This is a genomic window from Parapedobacter koreensis (assembly GCF_900109365.1).
In the GTDB taxonomy this organism is placed as follows: Bacteria; Bacteroidota; Bacteroidia; order Sphingobacteriales; family Sphingobacteriaceae; genus Parapedobacter; species Parapedobacter koreensis.
The window spans coordinates 251,913-270,595 of record NZ_FNZR01000009.1; the positions used below are offsets into that span (position 1 = coordinate 251,913).

17 protein-coding genes are annotated in these 18,683 nt (G+C 46.3%); 6 read left to right on the forward strand and 11 right to left on the reverse strand.

Annotation, left to right across the window (positions count from 1 at the left end; translation table 11 throughout):
- The first annotated feature begins 2 nt into the window (after positions 1-2).
- Entirely contained in the window at positions 3-701 is a 699-nt protein-coding gene (gene lipB, locus BMW65_RS19730; protein ID WP_090608112.1) for a lipoyl(octanoyl) transferase LipB, read from the forward strand.
- On the opposite strand, the gene BMW65_RS19735 is transcribed toward lipB, so the two are convergent.
- From BMW65_RS19735 to BMW65_RS19745, 3 genes are all read right to left on the reverse strand, one after another.
- Positions 691-2,181, reverse strand: coding sequence for a S41 family peptidase (locus BMW65_RS19735; RefSeq protein WP_090608114.1), 1,491 nt, complete (start codon positions 2,179-2,181; stop codon positions 691-693). The two genes, lipB and BMW65_RS19735, sit on opposite strands and share 11 nt — an antisense overlap.
- Before the next feature lie 73 nt (positions 2,182-2,254).
- Positions 2,255-3,088 (reverse strand): MBL fold metallo-hydrolase, encoded by an 834-nt coding sequence (locus BMW65_RS19740; protein WP_090608116.1) that lies wholly within the window; start codon positions 3,086-3,088, stop codon positions 2,255-2,257.
- Positions 3,089-3,145: 57 nt separating this feature from the next.
- Entirely contained in the window at positions 3,146-4,573 is a 1,428-nt protein-coding gene (locus BMW65_RS19745; protein WP_090608118.1) for an L-serine ammonia-lyase, read from the reverse strand.
- 102 nt (positions 4,574-4,675) lie between these two features.
- Here BMW65_RS19745 and BMW65_RS19750 point away from each other — a divergent pair, with 102 nt between their 5' ends.
- Positions 4,676-6,235, forward strand: coding sequence for a glycoside hydrolase family 10-like protein (locus BMW65_RS19750; protein WP_245747700.1), 1,560 nt, complete (start codon positions 4,676-4,678; stop codon positions 6,233-6,235).
- Positions 6,236-6,239: 4 nt separating this feature from the next.
- Here BMW65_RS19750 and BMW65_RS19755 read toward each other — a convergent pair whose 3' ends face one another.
- From BMW65_RS19755 to BMW65_RS19780, 6 genes are all read right to left on the reverse strand, one after another.
- Positions 6,240-7,949: a glycoside hydrolase family 3 protein gene (locus tag BMW65_RS19755; RefSeq protein WP_090608122.1), complete on the reverse strand. Its 1,710-nt coding sequence runs from the start codon at positions 7,947-7,949 to the stop codon at positions 6,240-6,242.
- A gap of 50 nt (positions 7,950-7,999) precedes the next feature.
- On the reverse strand, positions 8,000-8,542 hold the full coding sequence (locus BMW65_RS19760; RefSeq protein ID WP_090608124.1) for a TetR/AcrR family transcriptional regulator: 543 nt from the start codon (positions 8,540-8,542) through the stop codon (positions 8,000-8,002).
- A gap of 158 nt (positions 8,543-8,700) precedes the next feature.
- Positions 8,701-9,303, reverse strand: a complete 603-nt coding sequence (gene pncA, locus BMW65_RS19765) for a bifunctional nicotinamidase/pyrazinamidase (RefSeq protein ID WP_090608126.1) — start codon at positions 9,301-9,303, stop codon at positions 8,701-8,703.
- Positions 9,304-9,314: 11 nt separating this feature from the next.
- On the reverse strand, positions 9,315-10,061 hold the full coding sequence (locus tag BMW65_RS19770; protein ID WP_090608127.1) for a 3-keto-disaccharide hydrolase: 747 nt from the start codon (positions 10,059-10,061) through the stop codon (positions 9,315-9,317).
- A 59-nt stretch (positions 10,062-10,120) separates the two neighbouring features.
- Entirely contained in the window at positions 10,121-11,125 is a 1,005-nt protein-coding gene (locus BMW65_RS19775; RefSeq protein ID WP_090608129.1) for a hypothetical protein, read from the reverse strand.
- A 121-nt stretch (positions 11,126-11,246) separates the two neighbouring features.
- Entirely contained in the window at positions 11,247-12,236 is a 990-nt protein-coding gene (locus tag BMW65_RS19780; protein WP_090608175.1) for an aspartate-semialdehyde dehydrogenase, read from the reverse strand.
- A gap of 195 nt (positions 12,237-12,431) precedes the next feature.
- On the opposite strand from BMW65_RS19780, the gene BMW65_RS19785 reads away from it, so the two are divergent.
- From BMW65_RS19785 to BMW65_RS19800, 4 genes are read left to right on the forward strand one after another with little or no spacing between them, the layout of a single operon-like run.
- Positions 12,432-14,039: a lamin tail domain-containing protein gene (locus BMW65_RS19785; protein ID WP_177181228.1), complete on the forward strand. Its 1,608-nt coding sequence runs from the start codon at positions 12,432-12,434 to the stop codon at positions 14,037-14,039.
- 32 nt (positions 14,040-14,071) lie between these two features.
- Positions 14,072-15,022 (forward strand): NAD-dependent epimerase/dehydratase family protein, encoded by a 951-nt coding sequence (locus BMW65_RS19790; protein WP_090608133.1) that lies wholly within the window; start codon positions 14,072-14,074, stop codon positions 15,020-15,022.
- Between the two features lie 4 nt (positions 15,023-15,026).
- Positions 15,027-15,752, forward strand: a complete 726-nt coding sequence (locus BMW65_RS19795) for a YebC/PmpR family DNA-binding transcriptional regulator (RefSeq protein ID WP_090608135.1) — start codon at positions 15,027-15,029, stop codon at positions 15,750-15,752.
- Positions 15,752-16,342: a hypothetical protein gene (locus BMW65_RS19800; protein WP_090608137.1), complete on the forward strand. Its 591-nt coding sequence runs from the start codon at positions 15,752-15,754 to the stop codon at positions 16,340-16,342. Before BMW65_RS19795 ends, BMW65_RS19800 begins: the two co-directional genes overlap by 1 nt.
- A 16-nt stretch (positions 16,343-16,358) precedes the next feature.
- On the opposite strand, the gene BMW65_RS19805 is transcribed toward BMW65_RS19800, so the two are convergent.
- Both BMW65_RS19805 and BMW65_RS19810 read right to left on the reverse strand, forming a co-directional pair.
- Positions 16,359-16,991 carry a hypothetical protein gene (locus BMW65_RS19805; protein WP_090608139.1) on the reverse strand — a complete coding sequence of 211 codons (633 nt, stop codon included), beginning with the start codon at positions 16,989-16,991 and terminating at the stop codon, positions 16,359-16,361.
- Positions 16,992-17,017: 26 nt separating this feature from the next.
- On the reverse strand, positions 17,018-18,454 hold the full coding sequence (locus tag BMW65_RS19810; protein WP_090608141.1) for a phage tail sheath family protein: 1,437 nt from the start codon (positions 18,452-18,454) through the stop codon (positions 17,018-17,020).
- Positions 18,455-18,683 lie beyond the last annotated feature (229 nt).

Below are 18,683 nucleotides of genomic sequence, written 5' to 3' on the forward strand. Positions count from 1 at the left end.
TCATGAACAAAAAAGTCATTTTCGAGGATTGGGGGCTATTGGATTACCAAGAGGCTTGGAATAGGCAGGAGGATTTGTTTGCACAGGTGGTGGGACAGAAGTCTACCAATCGTCAGGAAGGGGCAGCCTCCCCTACAACTAATTACCTGATTTTTACCGAACATCCGCATGTATATACCCTCGGCAAAAGTGGCAAACCGGAAAATTTGCTATTGGACGATCGTGAATTACTGGAGAAGCAGGCTACGTTTTATAAAATAAACCGTGGTGGCGACATCACTTATCATGGTCCTGGACAAATCGTAGGTTATCCAATCCTGGATTTGGACAACTTTTTCACCGACATCCACTTATACCTCCGCACATTGGAAGAAGCGGTCATCCGTACGTTGGCGGATTATGGTATCGAAGCAGGGCGCTATCCCGGGTATACCGGAGTATGGCTGGATGCAGACAACGACCGTGCCCGCAAGATCTGCGCTTTGGGCGTTCGCGCCAGCCGTTGGGTCACCATGCATGGCTTCGCGTTCAATATCAATACCGACCTCGACTATTTTCGCAATATCATTCCCTGCAACATCGACGATAAAGATGTGACCTCCATGCAACGCGAGTTAGGCCATCCTCAGGATATCGACACCTTAAAGAATTGCCTCAAAGGCCATATTGCCGACTTGTTCGGAATGGAATTTACCGATTGAGGGTTAAGCCTCCTTCCGGCTTCCCAATATCAACGGGTATCGGCTTATTGAGTTTATCTTCAAACCCGGGGAGCTCTATCGCATTCAGTTTTTTTGCTGTTTGTTGCTTTAAACCCATGGACTTCAATGCAAGCGGTTGGATACTTGGATCAATAATGCTCATTGCCCGTGCTAATAATGGATCATCCAATGAACCAATGGGTGCCCATGGCAGGTAGTTTGTCTCGTTGACCTCGTATTGCGGATCCAATCCATTGGGATAATCTCCAAATCCATTTTTGTCCGCCAATTTGACAATGATGGGTAAAATACCCCACTCGGTTTGCCGGGGTATTTGCTCGTCTACTATCGTCACTGATCCTTCATTTTTCCCCACAGTAGTCCTACCGATATGTACGACATTGGCATCCGACATAAATGGCCGCAAATTATTGATAATCAATTCACTGGCTGAGGCTGAGTAATTCGTAGCAATGATGTATACGCGAGACAGATTTAGATTAAGCGAGGTGATGGATTCAACCAAGGCATCTGCAGATCCTACTTCGACCGGATTCTCTGATGTCCCACCTAACAATGAATAATAAGTCTCATTGGCCGTCCCATAAGTGCTATTATACCGATATTGGATGAATACCTCGTCTTTATTAAAATTAGCCTGTATCAGCCCGGCCAATACACTGGTTATCCAAATACCCCCGCCACCGTTATACCGCAAGTCAAGCACCAGGTCAGTTACATTTTCCGTCTTAAATTTGTAGAAAGCCTCCAATAACTCATTGGATTGATTATTTAAAAATCGGTTGTAAAATAAATAACCAACTTTCTTACCTGTCGGCGTAATGATGACCGAATCCATATGTATGGCCTGTTCCTGAAACCCTTCTACTGGAGTTAACTCCAACTCCTGATCATCCGTAATTACGCCATTTTCATCAATATGCGCCAATTGAACCGTGAAGGGACTAGCCCCATAATAGGCTGACAGCACATCGGTGTAATTGTCGGTCGTCAGTGCCTCCCCATTGATTCTCGTGATAATGTCTCCCCGTTTTATACCCGCTTCATCCGCAGGAGATCCTTCCAACGCATAACGAACCGAAATTATCACATCATTAGTTGTATTGAGTTGGATCAAACCAATCCCCAGTCCTACAGTCGTCGTTACTCCAGCCAGCTCTTTTTGCAGCTCATCCGCCAATGCAATTACTGAAAACCTATCATCCGGATGCAAGATCTTGTTAAAAAATTCTCTTGGATCGAGATTAAAATCCAGGTTTCTATCTTGGGGAATAGACGTATTCCAATAATAAATATCGCGCATGTTGCTGATTACCCAACTATTGGTAAGCTCGTTTTCTGAAAGTTGGATCTCCCCTTGCTCGGGATCCCGCTTACAGGCAACAGCCAGCACAAAAAACAAAAACAACAGTGCAGCAGGCCTGATGTTCCTCAATCGACTGAAAAACGTTGTATACATGGGAGAAGCATTAAGATAAAATCAAAATTAAAAAAATTCCACGAAGCGAAAAGAAATTTTGTTGAATGTCTGCTCAGCACAGATCATATTTGTATTGGATGCCTAATTGGACATCTATTTTTTGGTACGGGGTCGCAGTTTCGGCGCCTAAATGATACACGGCCGTTTCTGCACAACGCCCTGCAACGACAATTTCAGTATCAACCCGGTGTTCATCAAACAAATTATACACCAAATCCGGATCATTATTGTCCCGCGAAAGATGTGACAAAAACAAGTGGCGTAACCGCGGAGAACGTCGCTTAACAAACAATTCCAGCGCTTCTGCGTTCGACAGGTGGCCATAGCCGCCTCGAATGCGGTTTTTTAGAAAAAATGGATAACGGCCGCGCATCAACATATCCATATCGTAGTTGGTCTCCAAAAATACAGCATCACAACGACCGAAAAAATCATCAATCCGCTCGCACACCCTGCCAATATCTGTAAAGACCCCCACTGTGTGGCCTCCGCCTTCAATCAAGAAACTATGCGGATCAATGGCATCATGGTACTTACGAAACGATGTAATAGCCAAATCACCAATACCAACGGTCTGCAAATCAGCAAGCGGATGCAGGAGCCTATCAGGGATCGCGAGTTTGCACGCTCTTCGCGTACCGTCAGTAAGAAATACAGGGAGCTGATATTTGTTTGCCAGCACACTCAATCCCTTGATGTGGTCAGTATGTTCATGGGAGACAAATATTGCCTTCACCTGCTGCATGGATAGCCCTTGCCGCGCCATGCGTTTCTCGGTTTCCCGGCAAGAGATACCCGCATCCACCAATATGGCCTCGTGCCCATTGCCGATAAAATAACAATTCCCATTGCTACCCGAAGCTATCGAACTGATAAAAAGCGGCATAACACAAAGAACGGAAAAAAAAGAATAAGTGCCCTTAAAAAGTTACATATTTTGCTACTAACATTCCGGTAGGCTCAAGGGGATATTTACGGCTAAGCCACCATCAGCAGTTTCTTTATACTTAGCATTCATATCTTGGGCGGTCTCCCACATCGTTTTCACGACCGCGTCAAGGCTTACCTTGGCTTTGTCCGGATTGGACTGCAACGCCAGCTGTGCCGCTGTGATCGCCTTAATTGCGCCCATGGTGTTTCGTTCAATGCAGGGTATCTGTACAAGACCGCCTATTGGATCGCAGGTAAGGCCGAGGTGATGCTCCATGGCAATTTCAGCGGCCATCAATACCTGTCGCTGTGAGCCCCCCAAACGTTCAGTAAGTGCGCCCGCTGCCATGGCAGAGGACACCCCTATTTCGGCTTGGCAGCCTCCCATGGCAGCAGAAATGGTCGCCCCCTTCTTGAAAATGCTTCCAATCTCCGATGCGGTACCTATGAATCGGATGATCTGATCGTCGTCGAAGCCGTCATGGAATACGATGAAATATTGCAATACTGCCGGTATCACTCCGGCAGCCCCATTAGTAGGTGCAGTGACCACGCGACCAAATGAAGCATTCTCTTCATTGACTGCCAGCGCGAAACAGCTTACCCAATCCAAGGTATATTGGAAACTGTCGCCCCCGGCGCGGATAGCTGCAACCCAGCTTTCATAATCGGTATAGTTACGTCCGCCAATCAGGCGTTTATTAAGCTTGTAAGCACGCCGTTCTACATGTAGTCCCCCCGGCAGCGTGCCCGTCGTATGACAACCCCGGTAAATGCAATCGCGTATCGTCCCAAATATCCGGAGGATCCCCGCCTTCGTTTCCTCTTCCGGTCGCCATGCCTGTTCATTCTCCAGTACGACTTCCGAAATCTTTAGTCCCGTACGTATACACCACACCAGCAATTCCTTGGCATTTTGTATCGGAAAAGGAAGATCAACCTCCTGCTTATGGTAATCATCATCGCCTTCCTTCAATACAAACCCTCCGCCAATGGAGTAATACGTCTCACTGATGGCCTTGCCATGGGCCAGCAATGCCTGAAAGGTCACTGCATTGGGATGATACGGCAAGCTTTCAGCATACAAAAACAGCAGATCGTCTGTATAAGAAAATGGTATTTCGTGCTCACCACCCAATAGCAACAGCCGTCGCTGCTTAATCTGCGTTACTTTTGGAGTGACTTGATCCACGGCAAATGTTTCTGGATCGTCACCACTCAGCCCCAGCAGTATGGCCACATCAGTACCATGACCTATACCAGTCTTGGCTAGCGAACCATAGAGCAATATTTGGATAGCAGCGGTCTGTTCAAGCAGACCACTTTGCATCAACCTCCGGGTAAATTGTTGGGCAGCACGCCAAGGGCCAAGTGTATGCGAACTTGACGGTCCGATACCAATCTTAAACATATCGAACACAGAAATCTGCTCTTTCACCATCGCAAACAAATTATGTGCATACGCTACAAAGGTATCGCTTTTATTGCAACCCGCATATAATCTGATTTTTTTCTATCTTTACCGCGGATTATCAGATTGGAGATGAGCTATATTCGTGTGTACATTGCCTGCCTAATGACGACCGTCTTATTGCTTACCTGCTCCGTTGGCCATTGTCGCCCCAATCCTCCCCTGGATATACTTCCCAAACGTGAACTTCGCGGTGTATGGATTGCTACTGTGGTCAATATTGACTGGCCCTCTGCCGCAGGTCTTGACGTAGCGAAGCAAAAGCAGGAACTTATTCAGCAGTTAGACAATCATCAGCGTGCAGGTATCAATGCCATTATGCTGCAAATACGGCCTGCGGCTGACGCATTCTATGCCAAAAGCAAGGAACCGTGGAGCCGTTTCTTAACCGGCAAACCCGGGCAGCAACCTTCACCGTTTTATGACCCTCTTGAATTTGCCATTACTGAAGCACACAACCGCGGCATGGAGCTGCATGCTTGGATGAACCCTTACCGAGCTACATTTGATTTGGTCACCGCCAATACCACAAGTGACCACATCACGAAGCAAAAACCCAATTGGTTTTTTGTATATGGCAGCAAAAAATTATTCAATCCAGGTATTCCCGAAGTACGAAATTACATCACGGGCATCGTCATGGATGTCGTACGCAATTATGATATTGACGGCATACATTTCGACGATTATTTTTATCCATACCCCGAAGGTGGAAAACCGATACCCGATGCCGAGACGTTTCGACAGCATCCAAATGGCTTCCGCAATATAGCCGACTGGCGCAGAAATAATGTCAACCTACTTATCCACATGGTTTCGGATAGTATTCGTGCCGAAAAGAAATACATCAAGTTTGGAATAAGCCCATTCGGTATCTGGGATAATAAAAAAGATCATCCCCGGGGCTCTGCATCGTCAGGGCTCAGTGGTTACCGCCAATTATATGCCGATGCATTGAAATGGCTTGAAGAAGGCTGGATAGACTACATCAACCCGCAAATCTACTTTCCATTTGGCAATACGAACGCTCCTTACGAGGTTCTCACCGATTGGTGGGGACAACATGCCAACGGAAGACATTTTTATGTTGGACATGCAGCCTATCGCGTCAATGAAAATAGGGAAGGCTGGCGTGATCGCAGCCAAATCCCCAATCAAGTGCGTTACGCCAGGCAACACGCCCACGCCCAGGGGAGCATTTATTACAGTTCCAAGTATATCGCCAATAATGCCGCCGGCCTGCGGGATTCCTTGCAGTATAATTTGTACCGCTATAAGTCATTACCACCAAGCATGCCTTGGCTGGATAGCGTCCCACCAGAGCCGCCCTTTGGCCTGTTAGCACAGGCTTCAAAAAACGCGGCATCCATTACCTTGCATTGGCAGCCCTCGGCCCCGGCCACAGACGGAGATGAAGCCTACGGCTACGTCATATACCGCTTTAATGAGGGCGAAGAACTCGATCTGAACAACCCCCAACATATTTTGCATATTACTTATGATCACACCCAATTGACATATACCGACAATATGGTGCGCCGGAATGGTCATTACCGTTATATCGTGACCGCAATAGACCGGCTAAAAAATGAAAGTATGCCCTCAAATATACGGGAGCTTTATATTGAATGATTTGTTACTTTCCATCGCCACGATGGAAAAACGAATTGATGGTGACTGGCAGTCTTCCTGTGGGTGTCAATCTTCGCAGGATGACTTTCGCCACTGCCCGCTGCATGATATCATCATTTTGATAACCTACGAGCATAGTTTTTGCTTGCTCAATGCCGGGCAATCCGGCGAGGCTGTATGGGTTGCCAAACAGGCAAAAGACGCTATTCATATTAGCCAGTTCATTGATGAATAGGCGTACTGTTCCGTTATAAGACAGCGTACTTCTCGGGCGGACACGATCATCGTGAAGCGCTACGATTACCTGACTATACGTACTTAACTCATTAGCCACGGCCGATACATCGTCCGCTGTGGCTTGGGGCGATAGCACATAATACATATGATTATCAAAACGCCATCCAAGCATATCCTGGAATTCCGAGATTTGCGTAAGCCCCACACTGATAATCGCCGTCCGCTTTGTATAGTCCATGGTCCTTATTAAGCTATCACTTCCCAACAGGGTTACCGATGCATCGGCCAGGCGCTGGCTAAGTGCTTCGGTTTGGGCCCTATTAATATCGCGATACAGATTGGAGAGGTTTACAGCACGGTACTTATCCAAACCGAGCCAATACTTGGTGGCCAGTATCTTTTTCACACGTACATCAATGTCCTGCTGAGCCAGACGCCCTTGTTTAATTGCCTGCAAAACCAGTTTAATGGCACGGTCACTATTTTTTGAAAGTTCAAGCACGTCATTGCCGGCAATGATGGCCCTTACGTCCGCTTCACCATTTTGAAAGTGTTTCACTACACCATTCATATCCATTGCGTCGGTAAAAGTGAGCCCTTGGAAGCCAAGTCGCTTTTTAAGCACATTGGTGACGATATGCTGGGACAGCGAAGAAGGTAGGTTAGGTGTTTTATCCAGGCTCGGGATATTCATGTGTGCGATCATTACACCAGAAGCCCCCGCCTTGATTAATTCACGGAAAGGGTACATCTCCAGCGAGTCCAGCCGTCCCGCTGTGAAGTTGAGTCGTGGCAAATCATAGTGTGAATCCACATCGGTATCCCCGTGCCCAGGAAAATGTTTCAATGTCGTCACCAACCCTCCGTCCATCATACCCCTCATATAAGCCAGCCCCTTGCGGGTCACGTTTTGCTTATCTTCGCCAAACGACCGGAAATTAATAACTGGATTACGCGGATTGTTGTTGATGTCCACCACCGGAGCAAAATTAATATTCAGCCCTAGCCGTCTGAAATCCCGTGCGACTTCCAGCCCCATTTGATAAATCAGTGCCTCATTCTGTACCGCACCCAATGCCATCTGATAAGGAAAAGAAATGGTAGAATCCGCTAGCCGCATACCCAGTCCCCATTCACCGTCGAAAGCAACAAGCAATGGCACCTTGGACAACCTTTGATACCGGTTGATTACCTGTGCATGGCGCACCGGCCCGCCCTGAAACAATACAATTCCCCCCAATTGTTCGCGTTGGATTACACCAGCTACTGAATCAATGTATTGCTGACCCAAATCACTATGTGCACGCACCATGAATAGTTGGGCGACCTTATCCCGATCACTTAGGGTACTAAAGACGGAATCTACCCATGCGTGCCGAGAATTAATGAAGGGAATAAATGCATCGCGTTGCTGAGCCAGTAGCGTAAGCTGCAGTGCCCACATCAAACTGAATGCAACAATAGCTTTCTTGCGCATATTAGCTAAACCTACAAAAACGATACCGATGGTGTGGCAGCCAAATTGGCTTATAATCCATATTTATCTTCTAATAGTTTGGCCAATTCAGCTGAATTAGTCAAGTCCCCGTTGGCTTCCTTTTTCCATAGGATTTCGATGATCAATAATAGAAGCTGTGTTTCTAATACGGGGTTCTGATAGCCCAATTCAGAAAACGCACGCTGAATAGTTGGATAGACCGGCTTCATGAAAACCTCATGTTGTTGACGAGAGAATTCATGATGAGATAGTCGCTCCTGTAGTTTCCAAAACAACGGCTCTTCACTTACCAGTTCCCTGGGAAGATTAATCATGCTGCGCAAGAAACTCTTAGCATCTTGATAGGTCAGCATCCCACGGTGGTGTTGCAACACGCGCCTATACCCCGATTTAATCAAATAGGACAACAGGTTATCCTTATTGCCAAAATGTTTGAAGATAAGTGCTTCGGAGACCCCTGCTTTTTGAGCAATGATTTTCGTAGACGTATCCATATAGCCTTTTTCAGCAAACAACAAGAGTGCCTCTTGCAATATTTTTTCCTTTCTGCTCTCTACTTTTTGCTTTATCATCGCTTCATGCAAAATAGAATGCAAATATATTATTCAAAATTGTGGTTAAGCGAGGATAATAGACAAAAGAAGACAACTTATTCAGAAAATCACTCAAGAAATAAGGAATTCAGACAGTTTCATTTCAGGGAGTACTCATAAAATGGCGGCTGGCGTTTCTAACCCCCGACAGCCAACAGCTTTCCTCCCTGCTGAAGAAATGCCGCCCGTTTGGCAGCATATCCGGATTCATCAATCGGACGCACGGCATCCTCAACAATACTTGTTCCAAATCCCAATTGCAAAGCGTCCATTGCCGTGAAATATACGCAATAATCGGCGGCAAGACCGCACACCGCCACGTCGGCCACTCCCCTATCCCACAAGTAACCTGCTAAGCCTGTTTTCCTGCGCTTACCGTTATCAAAAAAACCACTATAGCTGTCTATGGATAGTTCGGTTCCTTTCCGGAATATGGCTTCAACAAGCCGAATATCCAAGGCTTCACTCAACTGGGCACCGGCTGTACCTTGCACACAATGGTCTGGCCACAGTGTCTGTGCCAATCCTTCCAAATCAATGATATCAAAAGGCTTGCTGCCAACATGGGCCGAAGCAAAGCTTTTATGGCTTGCAGGATGCCAGTCTTGTGTCGCTACCACCACGTCGAAATCTCGCTGCAATCGATTAACCACCGGGATAATTCGATCACCGTGCGGCACTGCCAGTGCCCCTCCAGGGAGAAAATCATACTGGACATCTACGATGATCAGTGCACGCATCGAAGTTAAAATTAGGGCAATTTTTTAATTCGCATATTTCTAAACCACGCACGATCACCGTGATCTTGTAGGGCTATCTTACCTTCATTAACAATCTTGTAGTCAGGGAAATCTTTCCATTTACCCTCTTTTTTTTCCTTTTCCCATGCAGGAGTGCCTTCCTCAAAATCTACGACTTTCTGGCCATTTAGCCAATGCTCCACATGGCCGTTGTTGTATACAATCTTACTGCTATTCCATTCACCTACTGGGCTCAGTTTCTTTTTAGCATTATCAGCCGGATTCATCGCATAATTTGCCCCAGCTTGCTGCCAATTTTCCAACGTACCTGGAAAACCAATGTCGTCGATCAATTGATATTCCGGCCCCGTTTCATATGGTCCTTTGTATTTAGGATCCTCCACCACATGATACATCAAGCCCGAATTTCCCCCTTCGGATATTTTCCATTCCCATTCCAATTCGAAATTGCCAAATGAAGTATTACTGACGATATCGCCCCCGGTATCCTTACCTCCGGTTTTACCAAGACAGGTAAGTACACTATCCTCCACTACCCAATTGTTTATCGCAGAATCCCCTTTGTTGAATCCGTGCCAACCAGTGAGACTCCGACCGTCAAATAACGAAATCCATTCCGTTATAGCTGTTTCTTCAATAGCGGTCGCCGTTTCATCCGTTTTTTGGTCCCCTTGGTTGCATGAAAAAGCAATAACGCTGAAGATAGCCGTGGTGACTAAGCCTGTTTTTTGTCTCATAATACCGATTTTTCTGATTTATGACAAACAAACTTAGACAAAAAAAATGATAAACTCAATTAAAGTGCAATTTGCAATCCGACAATTCCACCGATAAAAAACCCATTAAAATAATCCGATCCTTCATATTTCCACAGGTAACGATTGTTTCGGATAGCTGGTTGATCGGTCTTAAACGTTAGATGATTGAACGTAGGGCCAGCAAACAATTCCATCCCGGGAATTATCCGATAATTGGCAAGCGCGCGAAAGCTTTGCTTACCATAGACGCCATCTTCAAAACCGGTCATCACCGCGCTTGCCAATTCAGCGTTCAGACGGAATGCATTTACTGAAATAAGATGGGCTCCTAAGCCGCCTTCAAGCATATAGCGTGCTTCTTCATGTCGAAAATTATAGCCCACTCCCAAAATACCATATAAAACCCGCCCACCGGATCGCAAGGCCAGCAATGTGGTTCCTTCTTCGTCCACGGTCAGGCCCAATTGCAGCTCGCCTTCTTTAATGAAATTGAGCACACCTATCGGGTAATCGCTCTTTTCAGCGACATTAATCAAGCCTGCCATTTGAACCCCGGTTACTTTTTTTGCGATATTAATCAAGCCTGCCAGCTGTGTCGTAGCATCGTCAGCCCGATTAACCAATCCCGCCACCTGGATCCCTTTTGCGTTGCCCGTCACATTGGCTAGCCCGGCTATCTGCACGCCCTGCGCGCTATCCTTAATATGATTCAAAACGCCCGCCACTTGTACGCCGCTCGCATGAGCAAGATGGTTAGACACACCAGATATCACCGGACCATAAGCCCCGCCTTTGACAATGCCAGCAATCCCAGCAATAAAACAGGCATTTTCCTGCTGAGAGACTCCTGCAATCAGGTGCAATGAAAAATTATTCGTGTCAGTAGGCGCTGTTCTGCCATTCGTGCTCAAGGGGTAGATAATGCCGAGATGTGCTCGGTTAGTTCTACCGGTCTGAGCCCATAGATCGGCCGTGGTGGTTAGGATGAGCATTATGCAGCCCATCGCTTGGATGGTCATAGGGGTAGTCTTCTTTTTTTTCATTGTTGTTCTCGTTTCAGCATGAGACAACAACGACGTGTACTACCCTTACTCCAATAAGGTATGGACTTAAAAAAAAAGCATCTGCCTGGGACAGATGCTTCCTTGCGAGAAAAATCGTTTCTTACAATAATCCTTTTTCCAGCAGGGTTTCTGCGATTTGCACAGCATTGGTAGCAGCGCCTTTGCGCAGGTTGTCGGCAACCACCCAAAGGTTAAGGGTTTTGGGTTGGCTTTCATCCCTGCGTATACGGCCCACGAACACTTCGTCTTTGCCATGTGCATCTTTGGGCATCGGATATTTGAGATGGGCAGGGTCATCTACCACCACCACACCGGGCTGCTTAACCAGCAACGCACGCACATCATCTATGTCAAAATCATTGGTAAATTCAATATTCACGGACTCTGAGTGCCCCCCAATCACCGGGATGCGCACCGTCGTAGCTGTGACACGAATACTGTCATCTCCCATGATCTTGTTCGTTTCCTTTATCATTTTCATCTCTTCCTTGGTATAGCCATTTTCCTGAAATACGTCAATTTGCGGAATGACATTCAAATCAATCTGATAAGGATATGCTTTTTCGCCTTCGATACCCGCACGTTCGTCCGTCAATTGTTTCACAGCTTTTACGCCGGTCCCTGTTACGGACTGGTAAGTAGAGACAACAACCCGTTTGATGGTATATTGCTCGTGCAATGGTTTTAAGACCACCACCATCTGAATGGTGGAGCAGTTTGGATTGGCAATGATTTTATCCGCTGCGGATAGTACGTGCCCATTGACTTCGGGTACGACTAATTGCTTGCTTGGATCCATTCGCCAGGCCGAAGAATTATCAATCACCGTAGTCCCTACTGCTGCAAATTTTGGTGCATATTCCAACGAAGTGCCACCACCCGCCGAAAACAGTGCCACATCAGGTTTAAGCGCAATGGCTTCGTCGGGTGTGACCACCTTGTATTGCTTTCCCTTGAATTCGATTTCCTTACCCTTGCTACGCTCGGATGCTACCGGAATCAATTCTGTTACGGGAAAATTACGCGCCGCTAACACGGTTAACATCTCCGAACCCACGAGCCCGGTCGCGCCGACTACTGCCACTTTCATTTTTGTTTTCTTGTTTTTGTGAATAAATTTAATATTGTTTAATTTTAGCTTTTTTAAAGCTGCCAAACATACAAATTTTGGCTCAACTTAGCGGCAAGGAATTTTAAAAACCTTTGCTCGGAAACCATTGTCTGTCAGTCTCCAACTGATGATTAATTCATGCAAGCTTCATTGCTCCCTAAAACAGGTTATTCAATGAAAAACAATTTGTTCTTACTATGTAACTTCTTATCCTTGCTTTTCACTAGCCAAATCCCCAAAATTGAAGGGTACCTACGAATCCCGCTGAGGCAAGAAGATCCTAAATTGCAGCCCGACGATACCTTGGGAGCGATTTTTTTTGATGATTTTTCCAGTGGTTTGCAAGACCATTGGTTAGGTCATACTGCTTCGTTTATTCCAATCGACAACCGTTTGCACCTTGTTCAACGAACTAGCGCCCCAGCGTTCATCTCAGCCTCTTCCATGCGCATACAAAATACCATATGGGAGGCAGGAATACAGGTCGATGGCCCACTCAGTATATCGAATTACATTCAACTTCATATGGCATCGACTAATCCATCGCTCAATGAATCACAGCAAGGCTATCACCTGCAAATCGACGGAGCTGATGGCGTGCACACCTACCGCCTGTGGCGGCAGAATGGCAATACTCGCTCTGCTATCTTTCACAGCAAGGCCATTCCCAATCAAGGCAATAAATTCCGCGCCCGTATACGGGTAGTGTGCAATCATGAAGGCCAATGGCAATTATTTGCAGATGAAGACGACAGTGGCGTATTTACGGCTATTCGCGAAGAAGACGATACAACTGTCGTAACCGATGTTACCTACCCCAGCAGCGATTATACCGGATTTTTCATCAACTTTTCGCCGACACGGACACAAGATTACAAGCTTGATTACTTACTAATCAAATCCTTTGATCCGGCAGCAGATTCGATACAAACAGGCGGGATTCAACCTAATGACATTATCATTAATGAAATTCTTGCCAATCCGAAACCGGACGGCGTGGACTTTATTGAAATTTACAACTATTCAAACAAAACAATCAATCTCCAACATATTACCATTTCCCGTGTAAATTCAAATGGAATCACAGGTAGCCGCATACAAATTAGTGATACTCCTATCTCCTTTTATCCAAATGAATATAAAGTTTTGACCATTGACCCTGGTATCGTAAAACGACATTACCCACGCAGCGATCCCGGTGCTTTTATCGAAACACCTACGCTTCCCGATTTCAACAACGAATTAGGGGGAGCTGTACTCTATAGTGGCGATTTAACCATTGACAGCCTGTTCTATACGCCGGCTATGCGATCGCCTTTCATCACTAACCATCAAGGCATCTCTTTGGAGCGGCAGTATTTTTCAATGCCAACCAATGATCCCAACAACTTTCAATCGGCTGCTACTTCGGCAGGTAGCGCCACACCAGGGTATCAAAACACACAGCAGCAGCCTTTGGAAACCGCAACCGGCATTTTCCTGACATCGAAAACGTTTTCACCAGATAACGACGGGTTTGAAGATGAGTTAATCATCAACTATCGCTTTCCAGCACATGGTTTCATGGCCAATATAGACATTTATAACGATAAAGGAGTATTAGCAAAGCAGTTACAGCGCAATCAAAGCATGGCGATCAGCGGCACAATCAAATGGAATGGGCTATCTGACACCAACCAACGGCTTCCTGTGGGAATCTATATCGCCGTTATTGAAATCTACAACGCGCAGGGAATACGAAAAGTATACCGCAAAAGTTTTGTATTAGCCACCAGGCTGTGATGAAGCTATAAATTTTGCTAAGTTTGCACCCAATGGAAGAACGGATAATCATCATTGGTTCGAACGGTCAAATCGGAACAGAGTTGGCGATTGCCTTACGGGCAAAATTTGGCGGGAAACAGGTAATTACTTCGGATATACGTGATCCCCAAATACCGGATTCAAGCGGTCCTTTTGAAACTATCGACGTGTTGGATAAGCAGTCTTTACGCCTGCTATTTACCAAATACCGCCCTACGCAAGTATATCTCTTGGCCGCCATGCTATCTGCCACTGGCGAAAAATATCCGCGTCAGGCTTGGGATCTCAACATCAATGGGTTGCTGAATGTGCTGGATCTGTCACTTGAATACAATGTCAACAAAGTATTTTGGCCCAGCTCCATCGCGGTCTTCGGCCCTCATTCGGCCACGGTGAATACCCCACAATATGCCATAATGGACCCCAATACGGTATACGGCATCAGCAAGCTGGCCGGAGAGCGGATATGCGAATACTACCATGGCCGCTATGGTTTGGATGTGCGGAGCATCCGCTATCCCGGTATTATCAGTTGGAAAGCAGCCCCCGGTGGGGGAACCACGGATTATGCTATCCATATCTTCCACGAAGCGCTGAAAAACAATACATACTCCTGTTTCCTTTCGGCAGATACCGCATTGCCGATGCTTTACATGGACGACGCTATCCGTGGCACATTGGCATTAATGGACGCACCAGCAGATGCCCTGCATATCCGATCGAGCTACAACCTTACAGGGATAAGTTTTACACCAGCCATGCTGGCCGACGAAATCGGCAAAATTCTACCGGGTTTCACCATGACTTACGAAGAAAATGACCCACGTCAGGCCATTGCCGACACTTGGCCAGATAGTGTTGATGATACCGAAGCCCGTAAGGACTGGGGTTGGGAACCCCAGTTTACACTTGCTGATATCACATCCGATATGATTACAAACCTTAACAAAATACATAACTAATAAGATGGGAAGAGCATTTGAGTTCAGAAAAGAGCGAAAGTTTAAGCGCTGGGCCAAAATGGCCGTTCAATTCACACGTTTAGGAAAGGAAATTGCCATAGCCGTCAAAGAAGGCGGGCCAAACCCCGAAGGCAACTCCCGCCTACGTACCGCCATCCAGAATGCCAAAGCCGTAAACATGCCTAAAGATCGCATTGAAGCGGCTATCAAAAGAGCTTCAGATAAGGATGCTAAAGGATATGAAGAGCATGTGTACGAAGGATACGGGCCACATGGCGTACCCGTTCTCATTGAAACTGCCACTGACAATACTAATCGGACGGTAGCCAATATACGCAGCTATTTCAGTAAGTCCGGAGGCACGCTCGGCAAGACAGGTTCGCTTGACTTCATTTTCCAGCGGAAATCGATTTTCCGGTTTATTATTGACGAAAACGCAGATTTAGAAGAACTTGAATTGGAACTCATTGACGGCGGACTGGAAGAACTCTATGTAGAAGCAGATGAAGAAGGAAACGACATTGTAGTTGCACAGACCTCATTTGAAGACTTTGGCAACATGCAACGCCTGCTCGAAGAAAGAGGGATCGAGGTAAAAAGTGCTAAATTGGAGCGTATATCCCTATCAAACACCGAAGTATCCGAAGAAGACGCTGCCGATGTGCTCAAACTCATCGATAAGATCGAAGAAGACGACGACGTGCAAGCGGTATACCATAATATGGCCTGATGACTTTTGAAGAATTTTTCATTAAAAAGCGAATTGATCTGGTACAGCTACAATGTGCCAAACCCGATTTATATGAAGAATTCCGCAGCCATTATACGCTAATGGGCGAAAAGAGTTTCGATCACACTAAAAAATATTGGTTTAACCGGCTCCGTAAGGAATATCCATTAACAGAGGCAGCAGCCGTGGTAACAGAAGCAAACGTCGCTAATGTGCCCACATCCGAAGCTTTGGCCACAGGATCGGCTGCCACTAACAGCTCAAAACCATCAGGGTTCAAACCGCGCTTCAAGGCAGCCGTTACGCAATCCGCCGAAGCAACTGAACAGGCGTCGCCCAAACCAGTTGAACACGGAGATCCAAAAAAAAATGCTCCCCCAACAGGTTTCAAACCACGTTTTAAAGCAGGGGCTATACCCCCTCAAACAAACACAGCGAAAATAGCAGCGTCCAACCTAGAAAAGCCGCAGGGCGAAACTACAACAGATCAGTCCCCAGACAGCCCCACAACCGCCGCTAAACCTACGGGATTTAAACCGCGGTTCAAACCAGGAGTAACGGGCAAGACAAAGGACGCCCCAGAGGAATAGCAAACAGGTATGTTATTCAAAGATTTGCTTTTTTAATTAGCGAATCCGATTTTGATATATACTTCTGTATACGGCTGTTTTCAGTCACCTTATCACGACTAAGAAGCTGATTTTTAGATATCTCCAGTATTTCAAGATTTTGCTGATTAGGCGTTTTTTCTGCCTGTCCAAGTTTACGTTGGATATCCTGCACCTTCAAAATAGCCGCCCTTATTTCGTTGGCGCCCGCATTATCCTTTGATAGCTTATCCAAGATATTCAGTGCCTCCTCGTCCTTTTCGAGCATATATTTGCCCCATGCCAAATCCACCAAGATCTCAGGATCCTCCATATTTCGATGCTCTAAACGGTTGAGGTATTCTTGAAGCCGTTGCTTCCCCTGTTCATCATTGGGATTCTTCTGTACAGCCTTCAACTCACATTCCAAGGCCACACGCTCTCGGGTCAGCTGTATCTTCACAATCGACGGCCAGCCCAGCAGGGTTAGGGGCAATATAAAGGAAAATAACAAGGGTCTGGACGGCCGTTTCCCAAGCGCAAAGAATACCACTAAAAAAAAGAGTGTCAGCAATGACAATGCTCCAAATGCCAACATCGCTGTTTCATGAAACAGCAATCCGTCCGTAAGTCTTTCCCAATAGATTGTCATATCCTGATAAATTAGCGCTGTCTACATTATTTGACGCCTTGACTATTACGCGTTCGCATACGGATGGCAAATCTCAATATAACAAATTCGGCGGGCCGCACAACGGCCATTCCTATTTCAACGATCAGCTTGCCATTATTGACATCTTGAACGGTCATCGTCTGGTGTAATCCGCAACGCACGTAGAATGCATGTTCAGGATTATTGCCCACCAAGGCTCCTCGTCGCCATAAGCACAATAAGTAATTGTCAAGCATTGCTCTTAGTTTTGTCCAGGTATTGGCATCATTCGGCTCAAAAACAAACTGCATAGCCGCCTTTCTCGCTGATTTCTCCACCGTTATTGCCAATCTTCTTACGTTCACATAGCGCCATTCGCTGTCATTACCTGCCAGCGTACGTGCACCCCATACGAGATAACCCTTACCTTGAAACGCACGGATAGCATTCACCGATTTGCCGGTAACTGCATCAATATTCATGAGCCCTTGTACAGCTTCAGAAATAGGATCGCTTAAACCCGATACTGCGTTCAGCATGACGTTAGCTGGGGCCTTCCAAACTCCTTTCAAACCATCCACTCGCGCATAAATACCGGCCATTGCCGCCGAGGGGGCTAATGTAGGATGCAAGGTATCGTCAATGGTTTCCACACACAGGTTATAGATAGCCGTGTGCTTTATTTTCAACGATCCCAAGGGGACTGCATCAGCCGCAATGCCATTAGTAACAATTACGACAGCTACATCAGTATCGTTATAAGTATATGTTAGCGTTGTTTTAAGATAAGGGTAGTAAGCCGCAGCAAAATTTAGGTTATCACTTTTAGTAAAGTCGGATCGAAATGCAGCGATAGTCTCCATAGCACCGTTAGCTTCAGCATACACATCGACCAGTGTAAACCGATCCTGCCGCAATGCACATTGGTCAATCGCCGTACCTATCAATCCGTAATATTCATCCTTCGTCAATGAAAGACCATCCGGCAACACGATGATTGTCGGTTCATCACATGTTGTCAATGCGTTCAATCCTGCTTCCATAGGCCCAACAGCAATGCCCGTATCCGTGGAAGCCACTGACACGACATAACAGGGACCACCTCCATTGGCGAAATAAAGCCTGATACTATCATATAACTTAAATTTTGATGGGCTATCCGCGGCCAGTTCAGCCCGTACAGAAAGGGACGTCAATGACGAGCCTACCGCGGTCTGATGTACCGTTACTTGGATGCCGCATTGATTTTCAGGACCACCGAAATACCTTTCATACCCCTGTAGGGAAAATACCTTTGTTGGCTTATTGATTAGTGACTCACCCCGGTCATCTTCTGCCTTTCGTGTATAACCAATAAAAGCCGGAACCGCTGTCTCCACTTGATTCACCGTTGGTGGGAAAAACGCAATCTCATCTACGTATACCCCCGGAGTTCCTACCGCTACCTCATTGATTTGTGCCATTGCTACGTGTGTTGTTGATTGAACATCACAAATATCAAAAGACTTGAAAAACAGAACAATACCTATTTTGGTGTAATTTTTTGGAAAATTTTTGCGCGATGCGAGGGAGAAAAAAGGGAATAGGCTTGGGTCAAAAACAAAAAAAGCCCCCCGTGTACAAACGGGGGGCTGGAATGAAATCCGGCGCCGACCTACTCTCACGCCTGTTACGGCAATACCATCGGCTCTG